The sequence below is a fragment of the Nonomuraea sp. NPDC049269 genome (assembly GCF_043197155.1).
Classification (GTDB): Bacteria; Actinomycetota; Actinomycetes; order Streptosporangiales; family Streptosporangiaceae; genus Nonomuraea.
The window spans coordinates 39,946-63,082 of record NZ_JBICSO010000007.1; the positions used below are offsets into that span (position 1 = coordinate 39,946).

The 23,137-nt window shown below is 69.4% G+C and carries 10 protein-coding genes; 4 read left to right on the forward strand and 6 right to left on the reverse strand.

What is annotated here, in order from left to right; genetic code table 11:
• Positions 1 to 43: 43 nt before the first annotated feature.
• On the reverse strand, positions 44 to 1,204 hold the full coding sequence (locus tag ACGFNP_RS36005; protein ID WP_393326365.1) for a sugar ABC transporter substrate-binding protein: 1,161 nt from the start codon (positions 1,202 to 1,204) through the stop codon (positions 44 to 46).
• A 41-nt stretch (positions 1,205 to 1,245) separates the two neighbouring features.
• The gene (locus ACGFNP_RS36010; RefSeq protein WP_358318107.1) at positions 1,246 to 2,427 is read right to left on the reverse strand and encodes an aldose epimerase family protein; all 1,182 of its coding nucleotides are present in this window, start codon (positions 2,425 to 2,427) and stop codon (positions 1,246 to 1,248) included.
• A 197-nt stretch (positions 2,428 to 2,624) separates the two neighbouring features.
• Here ACGFNP_RS36010 and ACGFNP_RS36015 point away from each other — a divergent pair, with 197 nt between their 5' ends.
• On the forward strand, positions 2,625 to 3,269 hold the full coding sequence (locus ACGFNP_RS36015) for a carbohydrate ABC transporter permease (RefSeq protein ID WP_393326368.1): 645 nt from the start codon (positions 2,625 to 2,627) through the stop codon (positions 3,267 to 3,269).
• Between the two features lie 18 nt (positions 3,270 to 3,287).
• Here the strand turns inward: ACGFNP_RS36015 and ACGFNP_RS36020 are convergent, their stop codons facing one another.
• Positions 3,288 to 4,307, reverse strand: coding sequence for a LacI family DNA-binding transcriptional regulator (locus tag ACGFNP_RS36020; RefSeq protein WP_358318105.1), 1,020 nt, complete (start codon positions 4,305 to 4,307; stop codon positions 3,288 to 3,290).
• Between the two features lie 341 nt (positions 4,308 to 4,648).
• Between ACGFNP_RS36020 and ACGFNP_RS36025 the strand changes: the two genes are divergently transcribed.
• Together ACGFNP_RS36025 and ACGFNP_RS36030 are read left to right on the forward strand one after the other, a co-directional pair.
• A complete protein-coding gene (locus ACGFNP_RS36025; RefSeq protein ID WP_358318104.1) occupies positions 4,649 to 4,867 on the forward strand; it encodes a hypothetical protein in 219 nt (72 codons plus the stop codon).
• A 421-nt stretch (positions 4,868 to 5,288) separates the two neighbouring features.
• Positions 5,289 to 7,202: a PIG-L family deacetylase gene (locus ACGFNP_RS36030; RefSeq protein ID WP_393326372.1), complete on the forward strand. Its 1,914-nt coding sequence runs from the start codon at positions 5,289 to 5,291 to the stop codon at positions 7,200 to 7,202.
• Positions 7,203 to 7,286: 84 nt separating this feature from the next.
• Here the strand turns inward: ACGFNP_RS36030 and ACGFNP_RS36035 are convergent, their stop codons facing one another.
• The 3 genes from ACGFNP_RS36035 to ACGFNP_RS36045 form a co-directional block, all read right to left on the reverse strand.
• Positions 7,287 to 8,048, reverse strand: a complete 762-nt coding sequence (locus ACGFNP_RS36035) for a peptidylprolyl isomerase (RefSeq protein WP_393326374.1) — start codon at positions 8,046 to 8,048, stop codon at positions 7,287 to 7,289.
• A 69-nt stretch (positions 8,049 to 8,117) separates the two neighbouring features.
• A complete protein-coding gene (locus ACGFNP_RS36040) occupies positions 8,118 to 10,421 on the reverse strand; it encodes an FHA domain-containing protein (RefSeq protein WP_393326376.1) in 2,304 nt (767 codons plus the stop codon).
• Between the two features lie 24 nt (positions 10,422 to 10,445).
• Entirely contained in the window at positions 10,446 to 13,340 is a 2,895-nt protein-coding gene (locus tag ACGFNP_RS36045) for a LuxR C-terminal-related transcriptional regulator (protein ID WP_393326378.1), read from the reverse strand.
• Between the two features lie 170 nt (positions 13,341 to 13,510).
• Between ACGFNP_RS36045 and ACGFNP_RS36050 the strand changes: the two genes are divergently transcribed.
• Positions 13,511 to 23,125, forward strand: a complete 9,615-nt coding sequence (locus tag ACGFNP_RS36050; RefSeq protein WP_393326381.1) for a LamG-like jellyroll fold domain-containing protein — start codon at positions 13,511 to 13,513, stop codon at positions 23,123 to 23,125.
• The last annotated feature ends 12 nt before the right edge of the window (positions 23,126 to 23,137 follow it).

A 23,137-nucleotide genomic window follows, 5' to 3' on the forward strand; every position in this document is an offset into this window, starting at 1 on the left:
TCCCCGGACGCAAGCCGTACGTCTCAACTCCCGATCAACGCCTCTAGGAGGCGTGAGCGATGGCGCCGGACCGTTCGACCAGCTTCTGGGCGGTGTCCGAGCCCTCGAAGCGGGTTTTGGTGGTCTGGTACGGCCCCACGGTGTCCTTGGTCACGAAGAGCAGACCGGTGTTGGTCTCCGACGGGAACAGCAGCCCGCCGGAGAGCTTGTACAGGTAGAGGTAGAGCACCGGCAGGAATCCCTGCAGGTACGGCTGCTGGTCGATGGTGTAGTCCAGATCGCCGTTCTTGATGGCCGTCAGCGTCTCGGGCACCAGGTCGAAGCCGCCGGCCACCTTGAGCTTCTTCGATCGCATGTTGTACTTCTTGACGACCTGCCCGATCGACTGCGTCGATCCGGCGTCGACGGCGAGCATCCCGGCCAGGTTCGGGTGCCCCTGGGCATACGCGTCGATGATCGACAGCCCCTTGGTGATGTCGGCGTTCGTCCCGACCGACTCGAACGTGATCGCCTTGCCCGAGTCCTTGACCGCCTGGGCGGCGCCGTCGATCCTGGGCTGGATGTTCAGGGCGCCCGGGGTGGCGATGAACCCCACCACGTCGCCGGAGTCCACCTGCTGAAGGGCCCGCTGGCCCAGGGCGTAGCCGGATTCGTAGAGCCCCTGCCCGATGTACGCCAGCCGGCTGGTCCCCTTGTCGTCACGGGCGCCGTCGGCGTTGTAGGACACCACCGGGATACCCGCGTCCAGGGCACGGTTCACCGGCTCCTTGAAGGCCGCCTTGTCCACGACCGCCAGCCCCAGCCCATCGGCCTTGGCCGAGATGGCGGTGTTGGTCGCGTTGACCATCTCGGCCACGATCGAGTCCTTCGACCCGGTCCACTGGAACTCGGTGCCGAGCAGCGCGCACGCGTCCTGGGCGCCGTACTGGGTGGGGGTGAAGAACGGGTTGGTGGTGACGTGGCAGACGAAGACGAACTTCCACTTGGGCGTGGACGGGAAGTCCCCGGCCCCGGCCGCCGCCGCGGTGCCGCCTGAGGCGGCGGGCCTGTTCCCGCCCGAGTCACTGGTGCACGCGCTGAGCAGCGCGGCCGCGGCGGCCGAGGCGCTGACCAGGCCCGCCCCGGACAGGAGGCGACGGCGCGCGACCCGGTTCAGGTTGAGTGTGTCGAGGGCCTCCTCGACCTTCGGATGGATGTCTTTCATGATCCTGCCTCATGAGATCGGCGGGGGATTTCACGCAGTTGTCACACCGTGGAGAACGCGTAGATCGTCGTGGTCCGGTAGACCTCGCCCGGCCGCAGGACGGTCGAGGGGAAGTTCTCGTGGTTGGGCGAGTCCGGGAAGTGCTGCGACTCCAGAGCGAAGCCGGACCGCTTCGGGTAGAGGCGGCCGCTGGTGCCGCGCAGCGTGCCGTCCAGGAAGTTGCCCGAGTAGAACTGCAGGCCCGGCTGGTCGGTGATGACCTCGAGCACGCGCCCGCTGTCCGGCTCGACGACCCTGGCGGCCAGTTTGAGGCCCCGCCCGTGGCTCTGGAGGACGTAGTTGTGGTCGTACCCGCCGCCTCGCACGATCTGCTGGTTCTCGCTGTCGATGCGGTCGCCGATGGCGGTGGGCCGGCGGAAGTCCAGCGGTGTCCCGCCCAGCCGGGCGATCTTTCCGGTGGGGATGAGCGTCTTGTCGACCGGCGTGTAGCGGGAGGCGTTGATCTGCAGCTCGTGGCCGAGGATCGTGCCGTTGCCCTCACCGCGCAGGTTGAAGTACGCGTGGTTGGTGAGGTTGACGATCGTGGGCCTGCTGGTGGTGGCTCGGTAGTCCATCCGGAGCTGGTTGTCGTCGGTCAACGTGTAGACGACCTTGGTACGCAGCGTCCCCGGGTAGCCCTCCTCACCGTTCGGGCTGGTGTAGGTCAGCACGAGCCCCACGCTGTTGTGCCGCTTGACCGGGTGGGCCTGCCAGACCTGCTTGTCGAAACCCTTGTTGCCGCCATGCAGGTGGTTGGGGCCGTCGTTGGTGGCCAGCCGGTACGTCTTGCCGTCCAGGGTGAACCGCCCCTTGGCGACGCGGTTGGCGTACCGGCCGGTGATGGACCCGAAATACGGGCTCTTCTTCACGTAGTCGGACAGGTTGTCGAATCCGAGCGTCACGTCGGCGAACTTGCCCCCGCTGTCGGGGACCTCGATCGACTGAAGAATGCCGCCGTAGGTGAGGATCTTCACCCGCATCCCGTTGGAGTTCCGCAGTGTGTAGATGTCGATCTTCTTGCCGTTGGGCAGGATCCCGAACCGCTTCTTGGTGATGCTCGGCCCGCCGCCGGCGGCCTGCGCCGGGGGCACGGCCGCCAGGCTCATTCCCAGGGCGAGAACGGCCACGAGGACGACCCTGACGGTGGTGGCGAGTCTGTTTCGGATGCGGGCGCTACTGGGCATGGACGATCTCCCTTCAGCTGCGCTGATCTCCGTCATCGTCGGTAAGTCGCGAACCCCAGGCGCCCCAGAATGCTGCGGGTCATATGTCACCTGACGAATGGCCGTGGTTGCGTTAACAGTCCGCCCGGCAAGCGTGGGAATTGCGTGGTGCTACAGCAATGCGCAGAACTGAGAGGCCGCCAGAGGGGAGGCGCAATATGACCACACCTGGCTCCACCAGTGAGCCGGTGACTCCCGAATCACAAAATGAAAACGATTTAATGCAATCGTATTCATGGTTACGTTCCCATCAGCAGGGGGTCGTGTCAACACCGGTCCACTCCGAAGAGAGGAGCCTGGCACATGAGGACCCATCCCAGGTGGCCTGTCCGGGCGGCCGCGGCGGTGCCATTGCTCGCGGCCACCGCCTGCGGCCAGGAGGAGCCTTCGCCCTGCTCTACACCGCGCTCATAACTCCGTTCCTCATCATCGGCGGCTATCTGCTGGCACTGCTCACCGCCAGGAACACCGCCCTGCGCCGGGTCACCCGGACGGTGGTCTTCATCCCGGTCGTAATCGGTCTCGGAGTGTCGAGCCTGCTCTGGTACTGGCTTTTCAGCACCGATTTCGGTCTGGCGAACCGGGCGCTGCTCGATCTGGGGATCATCGACAAGCCCGTGCTGTGGCTGGGCGTGGACGCCGGCGTCTCCAACTTCGCGATCAGCGCCTCCGTGGTCTGGAAGGTGATCGGCTTCGGGATGATCCTTTTCGTCGCCGCGATCCAAGCCGTACCGACGGACGTGGTCGAAGCCGCCCTCGTCGACGGGGCGAGCCCCCGTCTGATGAGCGGAGCCGTCAAATAAGCGTTGGCATGATCGGTTTCAGCTCAGCGCCGGAGGTGCGGTCGAGTCCCGCACTATCAATTCCGGCTGGAAAATCTCAAGAGCCGGCAGGCGCTGGGCGTCGGCCGGTTCCCGGGCCAGCCTGACCGCCTGCGTAACGGCGTAGCCGACGATCTCCGATATCGGCATCCGCACGGTGGTCAGGGCCGGCACGGTATGCGCCGCGATGACGATGTCGTCGAAGCCGACGACCGACAGGCAATCCGGCACTGTCACGCCCAAGCTGTGCGCGGCGTGCAGCACGCCCACGGCCACCACATCGGTCGAGGCGGCGATCGCCGTGGGCGGGTCGGGCCGGTCCATCAGGCGCCGCAGCGCGGCATCGCCGCCGGCCAAGGTGCTGGGGCTGCGCTCGGCATAGCCCGGCGGCACGGCGCCGAATCGATCACGCATGAAATCGAGGTAGGCATCCTCCCGCGCCCGATATTCATTGGGAAGCTCAGCGTTGATGTAGGCGATCCTCTTGTGTCCCAGTGACACCAGATGGCGCAGGCCGGCCCGGATGCCGGCCCGGTCGTCGGCGTCAACGGTCGGGAACTCGTGCGGGCTCGTGCCCGGCCAGAGCGCGACCACCGGCACGATCGAGTTGCGCAGGTCGGCAAGGAACCGCGGATGCTGCTGCATGTCACCGAGCAGCACCACCGCATCGGTGTGCCGGGTCTCCAGCACGGTGGTCAGCGAGAGCGCCTCATCGCCCGCCCGGCCCGGCACGTGGCCCAGAACAACGTTGTAGCCGTGCGCCATCGACTCGACCACGAGCGCCTCGATCGCCCCGGCGAAGAAGAGATCACTGAAGTCGCGCACCACCGCACCGATGAGGTTCGTCGAGGCGCCGCGCAGCCCGCGAGCCAGCGGGTTGGGCCGATAGCCCAGCTCCCGGGCGGTCCGCAGCACCCGCTGGCGAGTCTCCTCCGCGATGGGCACGGCGGTGGGCGCGCCACTGAGGACACGGGACACGGTGCTCTGCGAGACGGCAGCCACAGCGGCGATGTCCCGCATGGTAGGCACTGACCGCCTGGCCGACCGGTCTTTAGACATCCAGCCGAGACTATCGCATCACGATGCAGGCATACGATTTCGCCCACCTAGGAGGCAGTCTTGCCATGAGCGACAACACGTACAACCTTTTGCACGGCCACGAACAAGTGCTCCGCGGGATTTCCAGATTCTGGCGTCGAGCCACCCAAGCTGCCTTAGCACGTGCGAGCTCGACCGCGCGGCTGCCGGAACTCTGGCGGGCATGAGGGACATCATCCTGATAATCGCCAAGTGTCCTGACAACAGGTGGAAGCCCAGCTTCAGCGGATATGTTCCGGGCTTTCGCCTTGTCGCGGTCGAAAATGACTCGACGCGGCGACACTGACGGCATCGACCCCGGCCTGCGGCTCGGCTGGATCGTGGTCGTCGCCGACTGCCTGGTCACGGCCACGCTGGTCAACAACCTCCGGTCGCGCATACTGAACGCCCGACTCGTCGAGTACAGCCGGAAGGCGCGGGCACCGAGGCCGGCGACGTCAAATGATGCGGGCACCCTGAGCCCCGAGGAGGCGAGAGCGTAGGGGACCTGACCAGTCGCGGATGTCGTCGGATTTCTGACCGGCCGTCAAATTCACATCAACAGCGGAGTGGATTCACCGGGTGGAGCAGGCGATGAGCTCAATGGTGGGAGAATTCTTCGACAGATCGCTTCCCTCGTGAATTTTATTTCTATTTTATACTCACCATTCATCCAATCGCAAAAGCAATACGCCAGGCGTACCTGTTCGTTCACGCCGAAGGCCACCGGAGCGATCGAGCTGCAACCTCGCCAGCACATATTCCCAGGCCAGAGCCATCTCGCCGGTTAAATGATCTTCCTTTTGAAGTGTGTTACGCAGTTGTTATCAGGCTTCCCCTTGCCCCCGGGTTGCAGACTATTCACTATTCGACTTTGGGCCACGAAAATCTTTTGTTCGGTACGGCCCGCGTGGGGGGAAGCACATGCGCGAAGGCAGGACTACGTCATTATGGATGCGGCTGTTAGCCGCGCTCGCAGCGCTTGTCGTGGTGGTGCCGATGGGTGGAGTGGCCGTCGCCACGCCCACCATCGCACCCGGCGCGTTCATGCAGATTGTGGCGCATGAGGACGACGACATCTTGTTCATGAACCCCGATATCGACGACTCGATCCAGTCGGGGGCGGCGAACGTCACGGTCTTCCTGACCGCGGGGCAGGTCACTGGAGACGGTGATACCGACGAGCAGCGGGCCCGTAATCGGCAGCGCGGCATGCTGGACGCCTACGCCCGGATGACGGGGGTGCCGGACGTGAATCCGGCCGCCCAGGAGGAGTGGACCGGGGTGGCCTGGACGATCGCGAATCGGCAGGTCGAGCGGTACACGCTCACGGATCATCCGCAGATCCAGCTGGTGTTCATGAACATGCGGGACAACGAGATCGGCTGGTTCAACTGGGTGGACGACTTCGTCGATCACACGATCATCCCCGAGGACGGCCTGGTGAGCGAGTCGTACACGTACGAGCGCGCTGACGTGATCGCCGTCCTGGCGGGGTTGATGAACCACTACCAGCCCAACGTCCTGCGCGCCCAAGACCCCATCGTCGACAACCGCTACGACCCGGGCCACGGCGACCATGTGGCCGCGGGACGGTTGGCCGGGGACGCGGCCCAGGCGTCAGGCTTGCCGATTCTGCTGGTGAACTACCGCGACTACAACATCGCCGACGCGCCGATGAACCTGACGACCGCGATCAGCGCCCGCAAGAGCGCGATCATCGATCACTACATCCAATACGACCACGCGTTCGACCCGAACGTGTGGCCTACCCGGATGTACTACCGCTGGGCCAGGGGAACCCATTGGGCGGGCCGGAACGCTGATGGCCGACCCCAGATCTTCGTGGTGCGCAACGGTGTGGTGAACACCTACGGGCAGACCCTGCTGGGAGCGTGGGACGGCCCGCACGTGCTGGCCGGCGCGGGCGGCGCCCTGGCGCCCGCGATCAGCGTGGGCAAGCAGGCCGACGGCCGCCTGGCGATCTTCGCCAGGCGAATGACCGACCACCACATCGTCACCATGTCCCAGACCGCGGCCAACGGCGCCTGGACAGGGAGTTGGACCGACCTTGGCAATCCCCACACGGACTGGGAGATCCAAGAGCAGATCGGCCTGCCCGTGGTCGCCTCCAACGCCAACGGCCGGATGCAGCTGTTCGTCAAGAACGGCAACGGCGGGGTCAGCAGCCGCGTCCAGACCGCGGCCAACGGCGGCTGGGGCGCGTGGCAGAACCGGGGCGGCACTGACGTGCAGGACGGCCTCACCGCCGTTACCACGCCACTGGGTCTCATTGAGGTGTTCGCCAGTTCCAGGACTCGACTGCTGCGCTGGTATCAGTCCACACCCAATGGCAGTTTCACTTTCGCCACCACCGTCCCGTCGATGACCCCGGCCAGCCCGCCCTCGATCGCTCTGTCCCAGGACGGGCGTCTCCACGTGGCCTACCGCCGCGCCGGCACCGCTGAGATGGTCGTCAGCTACCAGCTCGTCGCCGGTGGCCCCTGGAGCACCACGCCTGCTGTGATCGGGGGACACGCGGGGGTTGGTGAGCCCGCTCTCGTCACCACCCCGGCTGGTCCGGACGCGCGGATCCTGATGTTCGAGCGCAACGCCGGGACCGGGGTCAGCATGACCAAGCAGTTGACCGCGAACGGCAGCGGTTATGGCGCGTGGGCCGACCTCAGCGGAACCATTGTCGATTACCCTGCGGCCACTCTTGATGCGAGTGGGGCTGCCGTGATGTTCGCCATCGGCACCGATGGCGTTGTTCATGCCCGCAGGCAATCGGCGCCGGGAGCCGACAGTCCGTTCGGGGACTGGGAGGCTCTGCCCTGATTCACCTGGGGTTGCAGTGATCCTGTCGACGTTCTGGGAGGAGCTGTACTGGATCCGGCCGTGGACCTCCGCGGCCGGATCCAGCTAGCGGCAGACGCGGGCCCGCTCGATGTTCGCCGGCAGCACCGGCTTGCCGTCCACCGGCGGCGCCGGATCCCCGGGTGTCGGCTGGATGCCACCCGCGGCGATCCGGTCCAGCACGGCCAGCCCGGCGGCGTCCACGGTGCCGAAGATGGTGTAGCCCGGCCGCAGCCCTGAATCCCCGTACACCAGGAAAAACTGGCTCCCGTTCGTGTCCGGCCCCGCGTTCGCCATGGCCAGCACACCGCGCGCGTACGTCTTCCGCTCTCCCGTCGGATCCCCCGGCCACGGCGGCAGGTCGGTGGGCAGCTCGTCCTTGTACCGGTAGCCAGGCCCACCCTCGCCGGTGAAGCTGGGGTCGCCGCACTGCAGCACCTTCAACCGGTCGTAGGCGGTCAGCCGATGGCAGGAGGTCACGTCGTAGAACCGGTGCCGGATCAGGTGGACGAAGCTCTGCACGGTGCACGGCGCCTTGGCCGGGTCGAGGGTGAGCCCGATGTCGCCGTGGTTCGTCTTCAGCACGGCGGAGACGGGCCGGGTGGGCGTGCGGCGCGGGTCGGGCGGCAGCGGCACCTCGCGCACGGCGGGGTCGTCGGGCGTCTCGGTGTACTGGCACGGGCCCTTGGTCACCTTCGGCGGCCGGGCCCCGTTCGTGGTCGGGGCCGCGGCCGTCGTGGGCTCGTCCGGCTCCGCGGACGCGGGCGGCGCGAACGCCACCAGGCAACTCGCCGCCACCGCCAGTGGTAACCATGCTCTACGGATCATGACACCCGTTTAGTCGATCTCGACCGTCACGTCAACCATCGGTGAGCGCGGATTGTCCGGAAGTACCGGTCACTTGCCGCGCATCACCGCCGGCTCGTGTCGGCGCAGCATGCGGGCCACCAGGAAGGCGAAGACGATCGCGAGGACGGCCAGGACGCTCATGTCCAGGAACCAGGTGCCGAAGTCCTGGCTCCACAAGGGGTCCGGCGGATCCTGGACGTGCGGGATGAGCTGGCCCACGTCGAGCGTGCCCGCCAGCGCCGCCAGCGCCCAGCGAGCCGGTACGAGCCAGGAGATCTGCTCCATCACCGGCTTGCCGTCCAGGTGTACCAGCGCCCCGCAGAAGACGAGCTGGATCAGTGTGACGAGCACGAGCAGCGGCATGGTCATCTCGCTGGTCTTGGCCAGCGCGGAGATGAGCAGGCCCACGGTCATCGCGGTGAACGACAGCAGCGCGACGGCGAGCGACAGCTCGGTCAACGGCGCGGTGAACACCCCCTTGTCGTACGTTTCGACGTTCAGCATCGCCACGTAGGTCAGCACGATGCCCTGTGCCACGGTGATCAGGCCGAGCACGAGCAGCTTGGAGCAGAGATAGGCCGATCTGGACAACCCGACCGCCCGTTCTCGCTGGTAGATGGCGCGTTCCTTGACCAGTTCGCGCACCGCGTTCGCGGCGCCGGTCAGGCAGCCGCCGATGCACAGGATCAGCAGCAGGTTCGCCGCGTTGCCGTTGCTGTTCGGGGGTCCCTTCAGGTCGCCGGTCGGGACGACGCGGGCCAGCAGGCCCATGATGATCGGCAGGGCGATGGTGATGCCGAGGAACAACCGGTCCGCCACGATGCTCCGGCAGTAGCGGCGCACCAGCGTGCTGAGCTGCTCCGGCCAGCTCTGCGGTTTCGGCGGGAGCTCGCGCTGCGCGGCGGGTCGCGCCGAGACCGGCGCGATCAGGTCGGCCGCGATGTACTTCCGGTGCAGCGGAGATCGCGCGTACTCGCCGGCCCAGTCCCTGGCCTGGTCGTCGAACGCCAGGAACACATCCGCCCAGTCGGTGAAGCCGAGGAACGGCAGCGCCTCGTCAGGCGGCCCGAAGTAGGCGATCTTCCCGCCCGGCGCCATCACCAGGAGCCGGTCGCAGATGTCCAGATTGGCGACGCTGTGCGTGACGACGGCGACGGTACGGCCGTCGTCGGCCAGGCCCCGCAGCATCTGCATCACCGACTTGTCCAGCCCCGGGTCCAGGCCGGAGGTCGGCTCGTCGAGGAACAGCAGGGACGGCTTGGTCAGCAGCTCCAGGGCGACGCTGACGCGCTTGCGCTGTCCGCCGGACAGCGAGGAGATGCGGTTGTACTTGCGGTTGTCCAGCCCGAGCTGCCGCAGCACCTCGTCGACCCGCGCCTTCCGCTCGTGCTGCCGGGTGTCGTCGGGGAAGCGCAGCTCCGCGGCGTAGATGAGGGCGCGGCGCACGGTGAGCTGGCTGTGCAGGATGTCGTCCTGCGGCACGAGGCCGACCCGCGAGCGCAGTTCGGCGTAGTCGCGGTAGAGATCGCGTCCGTCGTAGGTGACGACGCCCTGGTCGGCCGGGCGCAACCCGGTGAGTGCGCGCAGCAGGGTGGACTTGCCCGAGCCGCTGGGGCCGACGATCGCCAGCAGGCACTTCTCGCCCACCGGGAACGACACATGGTCCAGGAGCACCTTGCCGCCTCCCACGGTGACGGTGAGGTCGTGCGCCTGGAGGCAGACCTCGCCCGTATCGGCGTACTCCATGAGCGTGTCGCCCACGAGCTGGAACGTCGACGGCCCGATGCCGATGAGATCGTCCGGGGAGATCTGGGCGCGCCGCACGCGCCGGCCGTTGACATAGGTGCCCATGCCGCTGCCCACGTCGACGATCTCGTGGACGCCGCCGGTGATCCGGAGCTCGGCATGTCGCCGGGACACCCGCAGATCGGTGACGACCATGTCGTTGTCCGGCGCCCGGCCGATGCGCACGACCTGCGCGCCGCCGACGTTCCTGACGGCGGCCGGCTGACGCCACTGCCCGGTGCGCGGGAAGCGGACTGTGGGCGTCGCCGGCAGTTCCGGAGCGCGGAAGCCGATGAGTTCGCCCTCCGCCGGGTCTCCGAGGTGGATCCTGGTTCCCGGTCCGACGACGACCCGCTGGACGCGGTGGCCGTTCTCGTACGTGCCGTTGCTGCTGCCCGCGTCCTCCAGGATCCACTGTCCGCCCTCGAACCGCAGCACGGCGTGCGTACGCGAGACGCGCTCGGCGCTGACGACGATGTCCGCCCCCGGGTCGCGGCCCAGCCGGTACGAACGGCCCGGATCGAGGGTCACCGACATGCCAGGGCCTTCGATGACAAGCTGCGTCACGAGACCGCCTTTCTCTTGGAGGGCCTACGCCGGCGTGACCGTCCCGAAACCGGTGCCGGCTTGCCGCAGCAAGTCCGCCAGCTCGGTTCGGGAGGTGATGCCCAGCTTGGGGAAGGCACGGTAGAGGTGGTAGCCGACGGTCCGCGGGCTGAGGAAGAGCTTGGCGGCGATGTCCCGGTTGGACGACCCCTGCGCGGCGAGGGACACCACGTGCCGCTCCTGCGGCGTCAGCCCGCGCAGCGCCTCCGGCAGCGGCTCCGCCGGGCTCGCCTCCCCCGTCGCGCTCAGCTCGGCCGCGGCGCGCTCCGCCCAGGGGGTGCTGCCGAGCTGCTCGAACGCGGCCCGCGCGGCACGCAGATGAGAGCGGGCCTCGGACCTGCGCCTGATCCGGCGGAGCCACTGCCCGTACGCGAGCTCGGTCCTGGCCCGCTGGAAGGAGGAGGCCGGGGACGGGCCGTGCAGATCGAGCGCGCCGGTGAAGAGCGGCTCCGCCTCGCCGTCCGGCGCGACCAGCGCCCGGCACCGCAGCGCCACCGCGCCCACCCAGCGCTGGCGCGTGTCGCCCGCCCATCGCTCCAGCAGGGCGAGCGGCTCGACGGCGGCGCCGGGCAGGTCGGCCTGGACGGCCGCGTCGACCAGGTCGGCCGCGCAGTGGACCGCCACCACCGGGTGGTGCGCGGGGCCGGCGACCACGCGCGCGAGGTGGTCCACGGCGGCGCCCGCCCGGCCCCGCCCCAGCTCCAGCAGGCCGAGCGCCCAGGTGGCCAGCGCCGCGCTGGCCGGCGCGTCGTGGTCGGCGCAGTAGGCCAGGCTCGACTCGGCGTAGGCCCGGCAGCGCTTCTCGTCGCCGCTCAACGCGGCGATCAGCGCGACCAGGCCGCTCAGGTGCCCGACCCGGTGGGTCTGGCCGAGGTCACCGGCGAGCTTCAGCCCCTCGGTGGCCTGCCTGAGCGCTTCGGCCTTGCGGCCGCTCAGCAGGAGGGCCTGGGCCTGGAGTTGCAGGGCGTACGGCAGGAGCCCCAGCAGGTCCTGGTGGCGGCAGTCGGTCACGAGCGTGGAGGTCAGCCGCAGCGCCGAGCCGGCGTCGGCGGCCATCAGCCCCAAAGAGGTGGCGGTTATGGCTTGCTGGGTGGCCAACGCGGGCGTCTGCTCGACCAGCTCGCCGATGGCGGCGAAGCCGCTGAACGGGTCACCGGCCATGATCTTCGCCAGCGTGGGCAACGATCGGGCCAGCGGAGCCGACCATGAGGGCTGGGCTCCTGACCGCGCGACCTGCGAAGGGGCTCGCGACGCCGCCGGTGCCGTGTCCGGCACCGGACCCGCCGGATCCTCGACCGCGCTGCCGGACGCCCAGACGGCGGCGGCGATCTGGGCGGCGAGCCCCTCGTCGCCGCTGTAGCCGAACAGCCGGATCGCGTCGGCGATCATCACGATGGCCATGGCGTGGTCGTCGTCGCCGATCCTGGCCGCCGCGTCGAGCAGCATCTGCGCGGCCTTGGTCGGCGAGCCGATCTCGGACTCCACGGTGGCCAGCACGCGGGCGGCCGAGGCCAGCGTCGAGGGTTCGGCGCTCAGCTCGCTCGCGCGGGTCGCCAGGTCCGTCGCGCGGCGGAGCTGGCCGGCGTCGCACGCGGCGACCGCGGCGGCCGCATAGCGCCGGGCGCGCGGCTGGGGGTCGGCGGTCAGTTCGGCCGCGCGTTCCAGCGCCGACGACGTCCCGATGGCCGCCAGCTCGCGCGCGATCTCCTCGTCCGGCCCCAGTATGGCAGCGGCGGCGAGATGCCAGACTCGCCGCTCGGGCGACACCTCGGCCAGGGCCCGGTGCGCGGCGATGCGGGCCGAGACCGGCGCGGACTGGTAGGCGGCGACCAGGATCAGCAGGTGGCGAGGGGTGAGCCCGGCCTGCCGCACCTCGACGAGCTGGGCGGTCTCGGCGGGCTCCAGATCAGCCGGGGTCGCTCCGGCGGCAGCGAAGAGCTCGGAGTGCGGGGCCGGAATCGCCCTTGTGGCGGCGAAAGACTCGGAGTGGGATGCCGGGATCGCCTCGGCGGCGTAAGGCGCGGAGTGAGGGGTCGGGATCGCCTCGGTGGCGGCGAGCAGTTCGGGCAGGGAGGCCGCGGGGTCGGTGGCGGCCAGCAGGAGGAGGAAGCGGGTCCGCTCGGGCAGGGCGCGTAAGCGCTCGCCGTACAACTGATCGGCCCGCCGCGAACGCCCGGGCCAGCCGGTATAGAGGCCCAGCGGCGACAGCCCGCCCTCGACCTGCGCGGGGCTGAGCCCCGCGGCCAGCTCGCACAGGGACAGCGGATTGCCGCGGGCGTCACCGACGATCCGCTCACGCACCTGCGGGACGATGCCCGGCCTGCGCTCGGCGACGATGTCCAGCGCCGCCTGCCGGTCGACACCGGGCAGGTCCAGCTCGTCGATCCCCCGCAGCGCGGGCAGGTCGCCCTCGCCGGCCACCAGGATCACCACGCGCGCGGCGGCGAGGCGGCGGACGCAGAAGGACAGGACCGCCAGGCTCTCCCGGTCCAGCCAGTGCGCGTCGTCGATCAGGCAGAGCACGGGCCCTCGCCCCGCCAGGTGACGCAGGAGGTTCCAGACCGGAAGGTACGGCCAGGCATCGGGGCCACGCGGTTCCGGCTCGCCCAGGTGGTCGAGGACGTCGCGCTGCTGGGCGGGCAGGTGTTTCCAGCGCGGGCGGGTGGTCGCCAGCAGCATGTGCAGGCCGCCGTACGGGAGGTGAGACTCTTCGGGGGTACCGGAGGCGCGGAGTACGATTTGATCACTCGCGAGCTCGGCGGCGAAGGCGAGCAACGCGCTCTTGCCCGCCCCGGCTTCCCCGCGCACCATCAGGGCGCCGCTCTCACCAGCGAGAAGTCGCATGATCCTGGCCTGCTCCGCGATGCGCCCGTGCAGCACGAGGCGAGAGTACCGGACTTGTAGTGGATCTCATACCTAACCGGGAAGGTTCGGACGACCTAGATCCACGTCCCCCGTACAGATGTGGGGCGGACAGGTGGCGATTACGGTCGCCGCCGGAGGTCTGCATGAGGAACCGTTGGGCTACCCGTCTTTGCGCTGCACTGACAGTGAGCACCCTTGTCATCAGCGTCGCAGCTCAGGGAGCCTCAGCGGCTCCCAAGGAGCCCACGCTTCCCGAGCAGCGGCTCGGCTCGGCGGCGAACCGTGCCCACCAGGTGGCGGCGGACGCGACCCAGGCGCGGACCGAGCCGGCGAAGCGGGCCGCCGCCAAGCCGCCCAAGGGGACCGTGCCCCAGGAGGCCCCGAAGACGCCCAAGCCTGTCTCCCGGCTGTCCAACAAACCACAGCGGGTGGGCGCGGCGACCGGCAAGCCGGGCAACGGGGAAGTTCACGGGTTCGACGCCAAGCAGAGCCAGGTGGTGCCCAGGCTGGGCGACGCGACGTCGAAGGTCTTCCAGAACCCTGATCAGACCTACACCGTACGCACCTACTCCAGGCCGGTGCGATATCAGACGGCCACCGGCGAGTGGAAGGACATCGACCTCAACCTGACCGGCGCGGCCGGGCGCTGGCGGCAGGCGGCCAACGACGTCGGAGTCGAGGTGGCCGACGACGCCGCCGACTCCAGGCTCCAGTCGATCACCTTGGACGAGGGGCACAGCCTGTCTTTCGCCCTCCAAGGAGCAAAAAGCACCAAAGCCAATATTTCTGGAAATATCGCGAAATACAGCGAGGTGCTGCCGGGGACCGACGTCGAGGTCGAGGCCACCTGGAACGGGATCAAGGAGTCGCTCGTCCTGACCTCGCGCCAGGCCGCGACGGGCCCCTGGGACTTCCCCTTCCAGGCCAAGGGTCTGACGCCGCGCAGCTCGCCGCAGGGTGTGGAGTTCGTCGACGAGCATGGCGCCGTCCGCATCACCGTCCCCGCCGGATTCATGCGCGACGCCGCGGGCGCCCGCTCCGACGCGGTCCATTACGCCCTCGTCGGCAACGTCCTGCGGGTCAGCGCCGACGAGAAGTGGCTGCACGCCGAGAAGCGCGCGTTCCCGGTGGTCATCGACCCTTCCTCCTACGTACGCACCACCAGCGGCGCCGCCTCCGACACCTACGTCGACAACCACTCGGGCGCCAACCACTCCGGCAGCGACCAGCTCCTGGTCGGCTCCCAGGACGGCACCAAGCGCAACAACTCCTACATCAACTTCAACCTCGCCTCCCAGATCCCGCACGCCTACGTGACCGGCGCCGCGCTCTTCCTCTACAACACCCTGTCGAACTCCTGCTCGGCCAACCCGGTCACGGTGAAGGAGATCACCAGCAGCTGGAACGTCGGCACGATCGCCTCCTATCCCGGCGTGACCCTCGGCGACACCTGGGGCTCGGCCAGCTTCAGCGGCGGTGTCACCTGCGGCGGCGCCGGCTGGGCGTGGATCGGGATCAACAGCGCGGGCCTGTCCGCCCTGTCGGACTGGGCCAACGGCGCGGGTAACAACGGCCTGGCGCTGACCGCCGACAGCTTCAAGGAGTTCGCCAGCGCCAACTCGGCCAACCCGCCGTACCTCCAGGTGGATTACAGCCCCTGGCGGGCGCTCTACGTGATCGGCTCCGACGCCACGATCGACCCGCCGGTGACGGCCACCACCGCCGGCAAGCTCCCCGTCACGGTGATCAACAATGGGATGAACTCCTGGTCCCCCGGCTCGGTCAAGCTGGGCTACAAGCTGTACACCACCGGCGGCACCTTCGTGGGCAGCTCCACCGCGGCCGCGAGCCTGCCCGCCACGATCGCCAACAACGGCTCGGCGAAGGTGAGCGCCACGATCGACTCGCTCAACCCGGGCTCGTACCAGATCTGCTGGGACATGGTGGCGAACGGGCAGTTCTTCTCCGACTGGGGTGTGCCCGTCTGGTGCGTCAGCCTGACCGTGGTCAACATCCCGCCCCAGATCGACTCGATGTGGCCGGGCAGCGGGTACGTGGAGTCCACGCTGACGCCGGAGTTCACGGTCACCGGCCATGACCAGGACGAGTGGCCCGGCGGCTCGCTGAACTTCATCTTCAACGTCTGCCTGCTCTCCGACACCAACACGTGCCCCGCGGCCGGCTTGGTGAAGGGCGACTCCAACACCGGTGAGCAGAGCGCGAGCTGGACGGTGCCGCAGGGCAAGCTCAAGTGGGGCGAGCGGTACGTGTGGCAGGCCCTGGTCACCGACGGCAAGACCTCCAGCCCGGCGACGGGGTGGAGCACGTTCAGCACGGTCGTGCCGCAGCCCCTGGTCTCCTCACACGTCTCCGACAGCGCGGGCACGGCCGCCGTCAAGGGCGTCGACCCGCTGACCGGCCAGTACGCGGCCACCACCACGGACGCCAGCCTGACCACCGCCGGTCCCGCGCTGGCGATCACCCGCTCGTACAGCAGCCTGAACTCCCGGACGGGGATGTTCGGCGTGGGCTGGACCACCGCGTACGACATGAAGATCGTCACCGACGCGGACTGGACGGGCAACGTCGTCGTCACCTACCCCGACGGGCGGCAGGCGCGCTTCGGCCGCAACCCCGACGGCACGTTCGCGCCGCCCGAGGGCCGGTCGGTGAGCCTGGTGAAGACCGACGCGGCCTGGTTCCTGCGCGACAAGTCCGGCGGCGCGTACGTGTTCGACCCGAGCGGCCGGTTGACCGCGATCTACGACGACGACCTGCACGGCGAGTTCCTCACCTACAACGGCGACGGCACCCTCGCCAAGGTCGTGAACAAGCTCAGCGGCCGCGGCCTCTACTTCACCTGGAACAGCGGGGTGGTGACCTCGGTCGCCACCGATCCCGCCCAGGGAGCGCCCGCGTGGACCTACGGCTACGGTTACGGCCTGCTCGCCCAGGTCTGCCCGCCGGGGACGACGACGGCCTGCACGAAATACACCTACAAAATGGTGTCGCACTACCGGACGGCCGTCGTGGACGCCGCCCCCGCGATGTACTACCGGCTCCACCAGGGCGCGACCAACGAGACCCACGAGTTCATCGGCCAGGACGACGCGGAGGCGGTCAACCTGGCCTACGGAGCGGCGGGCGCCCCGGCCGGGGCCACGGACGGCTCGGCGACGTTCAACGGCACGAGCTCGTACCTGCGCATGCCGTACAACATCACCGACGACACCACCTACGCGGCGGTCGGGATGTGGTTCAAGACCACCAAGGCCGGCGTGCTGTACGGCGCCCAGATGAACACGCTGGAGGACTCACGGGGCCCGCTCCCCTGGGGCTTCCTGCCGATGCTCTACGTCGGGACCGACGGGAAGCTGCACGGCCAGCTGTCCGACGACGGCAGCTGCGGATCGATGAGCTCGACCACGGCGGTGAACGACGGGGCCTGGCACCACGTGGTGCTGACCTCGAGCGGCACCTGGCAGGGCCTGTACGTGGACGGGACGATCGTCGACGACCGGTCCAAGCAGATCGTGCCGACCCGCCTGCCGTACGCCAGCGTCGGAGCGGGCTACATCAACACCTCGGGCTGGTGCCCCGCCGCGCCCGCCGACACGCGCGGCCACTTCACCGGCCAGATCGACGACCCCGCCTTCTACACCCACCCGCTCGGCCCCACGGCCGTCACCGCCCAGTACAAGGCCGGGCAGTACACGGGCGTGCTGGAGACGGTCAAGCTGCCCTCGGGCAAGCTGCAGGCCACGCTCGCCTACGACGCCCAGAGCGACCGCGTCGCCTCGGTGACCGACGCCAACGGCGGGCTCTGGCGGGTCTACCCCGCCCAGACGCAGGGCTCCACCGAGTACTACCCCAACGCGGTCCTGAGCGCCCGGCCGCGCGAGTACTACCGCCTCGCCGAGTACTCCGGCACGCGGGCGGCCAGCGCGGCCTACGGCGACGGACGTGACACCGACGCGACCTACCACAACGTCACCCTGAACCAGAGCGCGCCCATCGTCCTGGCCACCGGCGGCGACACGGCCGCCGGGTTCAACGGCACCAGCTCCTACCTGGAGCTCCCCGACGGCGAGATCAAGGGCGGCGGCGACCTGTCGGCCGAGCTGTGGTTCAAGACCGCCAAGCCGGGTGTGCTGCTCGCCTACCAGGCCCAGGCCATCACCGACCCGGCCGGGCCGCAGGCGAACTACACACCCGCGCTGTACATCGGGACGGACGGCAAGCTGCGCGGCCAGTTCTGGGACGGCGCCGCGGTCGCGCCGATCACCACGAGCACGGCCGTGACCGACGCGAGCTGGCACCACGTCGCCCTGACGGCCTCGGGCGGCACCCAGTGGCTCTGGCTGGACGGTGCCGTGGTCGGGACCAGGTCCAAGGGGCCGGTGTCCACGGTCGCGCAGAACCATGTCTACGTCGGCGCCGGCTTCATCGCGGGCAACTGGCCCGCCAAGCCCTCGGACACCCTGGGTCACTTCACCGGCACCATCGACGAGGTGGCGCTCTACTGGAACAGCCTGCACACGGACGCGATCCAGACGCACTACAACGACGTCGCGACGTTCGGCATCCCCGCCACCACCGTGCTCGCCGCCGATCCGGGCGGCAAGGCGATGGTCTACACCTTCGACCCCCGGCACGGCGGCCGCCCGACCTCACTGTACGACGCGACGGGCGGCACCACCCGCTACGGCTACGACCTCAACGGCAACCTGGCCTCGGTGACCGACCCGGACGGGCACACCACCCAGCTCTTCAACGACGACCGGGGCAACCCGGTCATGAAGGTGACCTGCCGGGGACCGCGCTCCTGCCAGACCTCCTACTTCACCTACTACCTGGACACCGGCAACCCGCTGAACCCCCGCAACGACAAGCTGACCGGCACGTTCGACGCCCGGGCCACCAGCACGGCCGACACGGACCACCGCACCAGCTACACCTACGACATCTCCGGCGACCTGCTCAGCGTCACCACACCTCCCGTGGGCGGATCCGCCACCGGCCGCACCACCAAGTACGCCTACACCGACGGCACCGAGGCCGCCGTGGACGGCGGCACCGTCCCGGACTCGCTGCTCGCCTCCGTGACCACCTCCGGCGGCAAGACCACCCGGTTCTCCTACCGCCAGAACGGCGACCTCGCCCAGATGGTGGACCCGGCGGGGCTCACCACGAAGTACGACTACGACAGCGCCGGCCGGCCCACCGCCGTGTCCCAGGTCTCCGACACGTTCCCGAACGGCGTCACCACCTCGATGGGCTACGACGCCCTCAACCACCTCACCGCCACCGTCGGCCCCCAGACCACGGACGTGATCAGCGGCGTCAAGCACCTCCCGTGGGTCATCTACACCTACGACGTCGACGGCAACGTCACCCAGGTCGACCGGATGGACCCCACCGGCAAGGACCCCACCCGCACCACCACCTACACCTACGACTCCGCCGCCCGCGTCTCGTCCGTCAAGGACGCCGCCGGTAACACCACCACCTACGGGTACGACGTCTACGGCAACCTCAACCGCACCGTGGACGCCACCGGCGCCGATTATCGGAGCGTCTACGGACCGACCGGACTGCTGCTGACCACCAGCCTCGCCAACTGGGTGGGCGACCCGCTGAACAGCGACTCCCCCAAGGAGCTGGTCCTCGAATCCCGCGCCTACGACCCGGCCGGACGCCTGGCCACGGTCACCGACGCCATGGGCCGTACCACCCGCAACCACTACTACGACGACAACCTGCTCGAATCGGTCTGGGCCGAGGGCTTCCGCAACGCCGACGGATCCACCCGGGACATCCCGCTCCAGCAGAGCACCTACGACAGCGCGGGCAACCTCATCCAGAGCGTCACCGGCAACGGCAAGAGCACGACCGCCTACACCGTGGACGCCGCCAACCGGACCACGGCGGCTCTGCTGGACCCCGCCGGCCTGAAGCGCAAGACCACGTACGGCTACGACGATGACGACCACGTGGTCTCCCTGGTCCAGGCGCAGGACAGCGGCTACACCTGGACCGCGTTCGACCTCGACGCGCTGGGCCGGCCCCTGGCCCAGAAGGTCTGGGACGGCGACAAATGGCTCACCACGTCCTGGACCAGGGACCAGCGGGGCCTGCCTCGGACGATGACCGACCCCCGTGGCGCGGTGACCGACTACACCCACGACGAGGCGGGCCGGCTCACCATGACCAAGGCGCCGACGGTGGCCGTCGAGCACCTGGGCAGCACGCCGTTCAACGTCAGGCCGCAGACGCGGGCCGGCTACAACAGCTTCGGCGACGTCGTGACGAGCGAGGACGCCGAGGGCTACCGGACCACGTTCGCCTACGACGCCATGAGCCGGCCGCTCAACGTCACCCTGCCCTCCTACCAGCAGGTCGGCACCGGTGCCACGGTGGCCGCGGGGTCCACCGCGACGTACGACGCGCTGGGCCGCGTGACGAGCTCCGTGGACGCGCTCGGCCACGGCGACACCTACACCTACGACCAACTGGGCAACGTGGTCGCCACGACCGACGCGGCGGGCAAGCAGTCGCGCTCGGGCTTCGACGTGGCCGGGGAATGGCTCTGGACCCGGGACCAGGCGGGACGGCTCACCGGGGCGACGTACGACGACCTGGGCCGCCGGATCTCCGAAACCGCCGTCGACCGCACACCCACCGCGGCCGGGTACACCACCGCCTACGACTACGACGACGCGGGGAACCTGACCTACGTCGCCACGCCGTCGGGCGCGCGCAGCCAGTTCGGCTACAACGCGGCGGGCGAGGTCGTGGTCGACGTCGACCCGCTCAACCAGGGCCACTGGTACACCCGTGACCACGCCGGCCGGGTGACCAAGGTCTCCAACCCGGACGGCACCAGCAGCACGGTCACCTTCGACGGTGCCGGCCGGGCGACCGCGATGGCCGATCTCGACGCGTCGGGCAAGCAGCTACGGCCGATGACGATCGGCTACGACGCGGGGAGCAACCCGGTCACCGTCAACAAGGCCGGGGGCGGGGTCACCACCTACGACTACGACGCGCTGAACCGGCTGACCGGCCAGCACGAGAAGACCACGTCGACGCACACCGTCAACACGACATTCGGCTACGACGCGGTCGGCAACACCACCCGCTTCACCGACGGCAACGGTAACGCGACCACGTACGGCTACAACCCATGGAACCTCCCGGTGACGATGCTCGTCCCGGCGACCACGGCCTACCCAGCCGTCGCCGACCGCCAGACGATCACCGACTACGACGCGGCCGGTCGCCCCGTCCAGGTCAAAAAGCCGGGTGGGGTCACCGTCGCCCGTACCTTCGACGCGCTGAACCAGCTCACCGCGGAGACCGGCGCGGGCGCCGAGACCGCGACGACCGCCCACAGCTTCGGCTACGACGCCGTGGGCCGGCAGACCTCGGCCGGGGGCGACACCTTCGGCTACGACGATCGCGATCATCTCGTCAGCACGGCGGGGCCGTCCGGCACGGCGTCCTTCACCTACGACGCGGACGGCCGTATGAAGACCCGCACCGACAAGGCGGGCACGGCCACCTACGACTACGACGCGGGGAGCCGCCTCACCACGGTCCGGGACCCGCTCACCGGCGGGACCTCGACCTACTCCTACGACTCGATGAACCAGCTCAAGGCCGTGGACTACGGCGGCGCCAAGCGTTCCTTCGACTACGACGCGTCGCACCGGCCCACCGCCGACACGCTCAAGAACAACGCGGGCGCGGTGCTGGCCGCCATCGCCTACGGCTACGACGACGCCGACCGGCTCACCAGCAAGACCACGACCGGAACGGCGGGCGCCGCGGCCAACACCTACGGCTACGACCTGGCGGGCCGGCTGACGTCGTGGAACTCGGTCGCCTACGAGTACGACGACGCGGGCAACCGGACCAAGGCGGGAACGGCCGCCGCCGTCTACGACGCGCGCAACCAGCTCGTCTCCGACGGGTCGGCCGGCTACGCCTACTCGGCGCGCGGCACCCTGAGATCCAGGACGCCGACCGGCGGGAGCGCGAGCGCGACGAGCTACGACGCGTTCGACCGGATGATCAGCGACGGTGCCACGACCTACGCCTACGACGGGCTGGACCGGCTCGCCTCCACCGCGGGCCGCACGTTCAGCTACTCCGGCCTGGGCAACACCCCGGCCGCGGCGGGTACCGAGCTCTACGGCAGGGATCCGGCGGGCAACGTCGTCTCCGTCGCGGGCCTGTACGCCTACACCGACCGGCACGGCGACCTCACCGCCACCTTCACCGGCGCGGGTGTGCTGACCGACTCGGTGGCCTACGACCCCTACGGGAAGGTCGTCGCCAGCGCGGGCACCAAGCGCGGCGTCGGCTACCAGGGCGGCTGGACGGACCCGACCAGCGGCAAGGTCAACATGGCCGCCCGCTGGTACGACCCCGGAACCGGCGCGTTCCCCAGCAGGGACACGCTCGAGGTGGATCCGATGCCGTCGGTGAAGGGCAACCGCTTCACCTACGCCGACGGCGACCCGCTCAACCGGGTCGACCCGACCGGCCACTTCGGCTGCCCCGCCTTCGTCTGCGGCACCGCCAAGAACGTGATCAAGGTCGTCAAGATCGACATCGCCAAGCCGATCCTGACCGCGGCCGACTTCGTCCTCACCGGTGGCGGGGCGGCCGGCGCGGCCGCGCGCGGCTCACGGTTCTGCGGTCCGCTCTGGCTCGGCTGCCTCGCGGCGGTCGGCGTCGCCGGCGGCCTGGGCTACCTGGCTGGGAAGTGGTGGCAGAACCACTGGTGGAAGGGCTGGCCGGACGGCAGCGGACCGTCCATCGACTACCCGGGCGGCTCCTCGCCCGGCAAGGGCAAGTCCGACGGCACGCCCGGCGACGGCGACCCCGGCACCACGCCCGGCAAGGGCACGAAGACCCCGCCCAAGGCGGACCCGCCGCCGCCTCCGCCGCCCACGCCCCAGGAGCTCGCCGACATCGCCGCGAAGACGCGCGCGACCAGGCCGGGCCCGATCGACCATGACCAGCTCCCCGGCCCGGCGGGCATCTCGCTGGCCGACGCGCTCGACAAGGGGCTCAATCACCGGGTCGACAACGCCATCGACAAGATCCTGGACAAGGTCGGCGTGGCCTTCACGCCGATCGAGGCCGGAGCGGGCGACGGGCAGCCCAACGGCGGCCTCGACCCGGCCCCGCACGTCATCGGCCAATGCTCAGGGGTGTTCGGCGCGGACGCGATGCAGGACTGCCGCGTCGATCCGGGCCCGGGCGTCCCGCCGGATCCGACGGTGCAGCTGAACCCCTGCCGTGGCGTGACGGGCGCCGGCGCCGCCTGCTCCTCCGAGGAAGGGCTGCCCCTGGAGGACGCGGGGTACGGCGGCGACGATGGTGCGGGCGCGCGGGGGCTGTTCGTCGGCGGTGACTCCGTCAAGCTGGCCCGCGCCAGGGATGCCAGAAGGCCGCACTGGAGCGAGAAGCTCCCGATGAACATGGACACGGTCCGGCGGGTGGCCCAGACCTGGGACATCCGGATCGACGACCTGCGCATCAGGATCGACAAGAGCATCGACGGGCAGGCCGGGGTGACCTATCCCGATCAGACGGTCAAGCTGCGGCGAGCGGCCTTCCGCAGCGAGGAACTGCTGGCCCGCACCCTCGCCCACGAGCGGTTCCACGTGGAGGAGCTGCGCGGGGGCCTCCCCTACCCGACGACCAACGAAGAGGCGGACCCGTACGAAGACCGGGCCTATGCCTTCGAGGACGATTGGTGGGACAACCATCCGCGTAACCGGTGACTCATGGGGTCG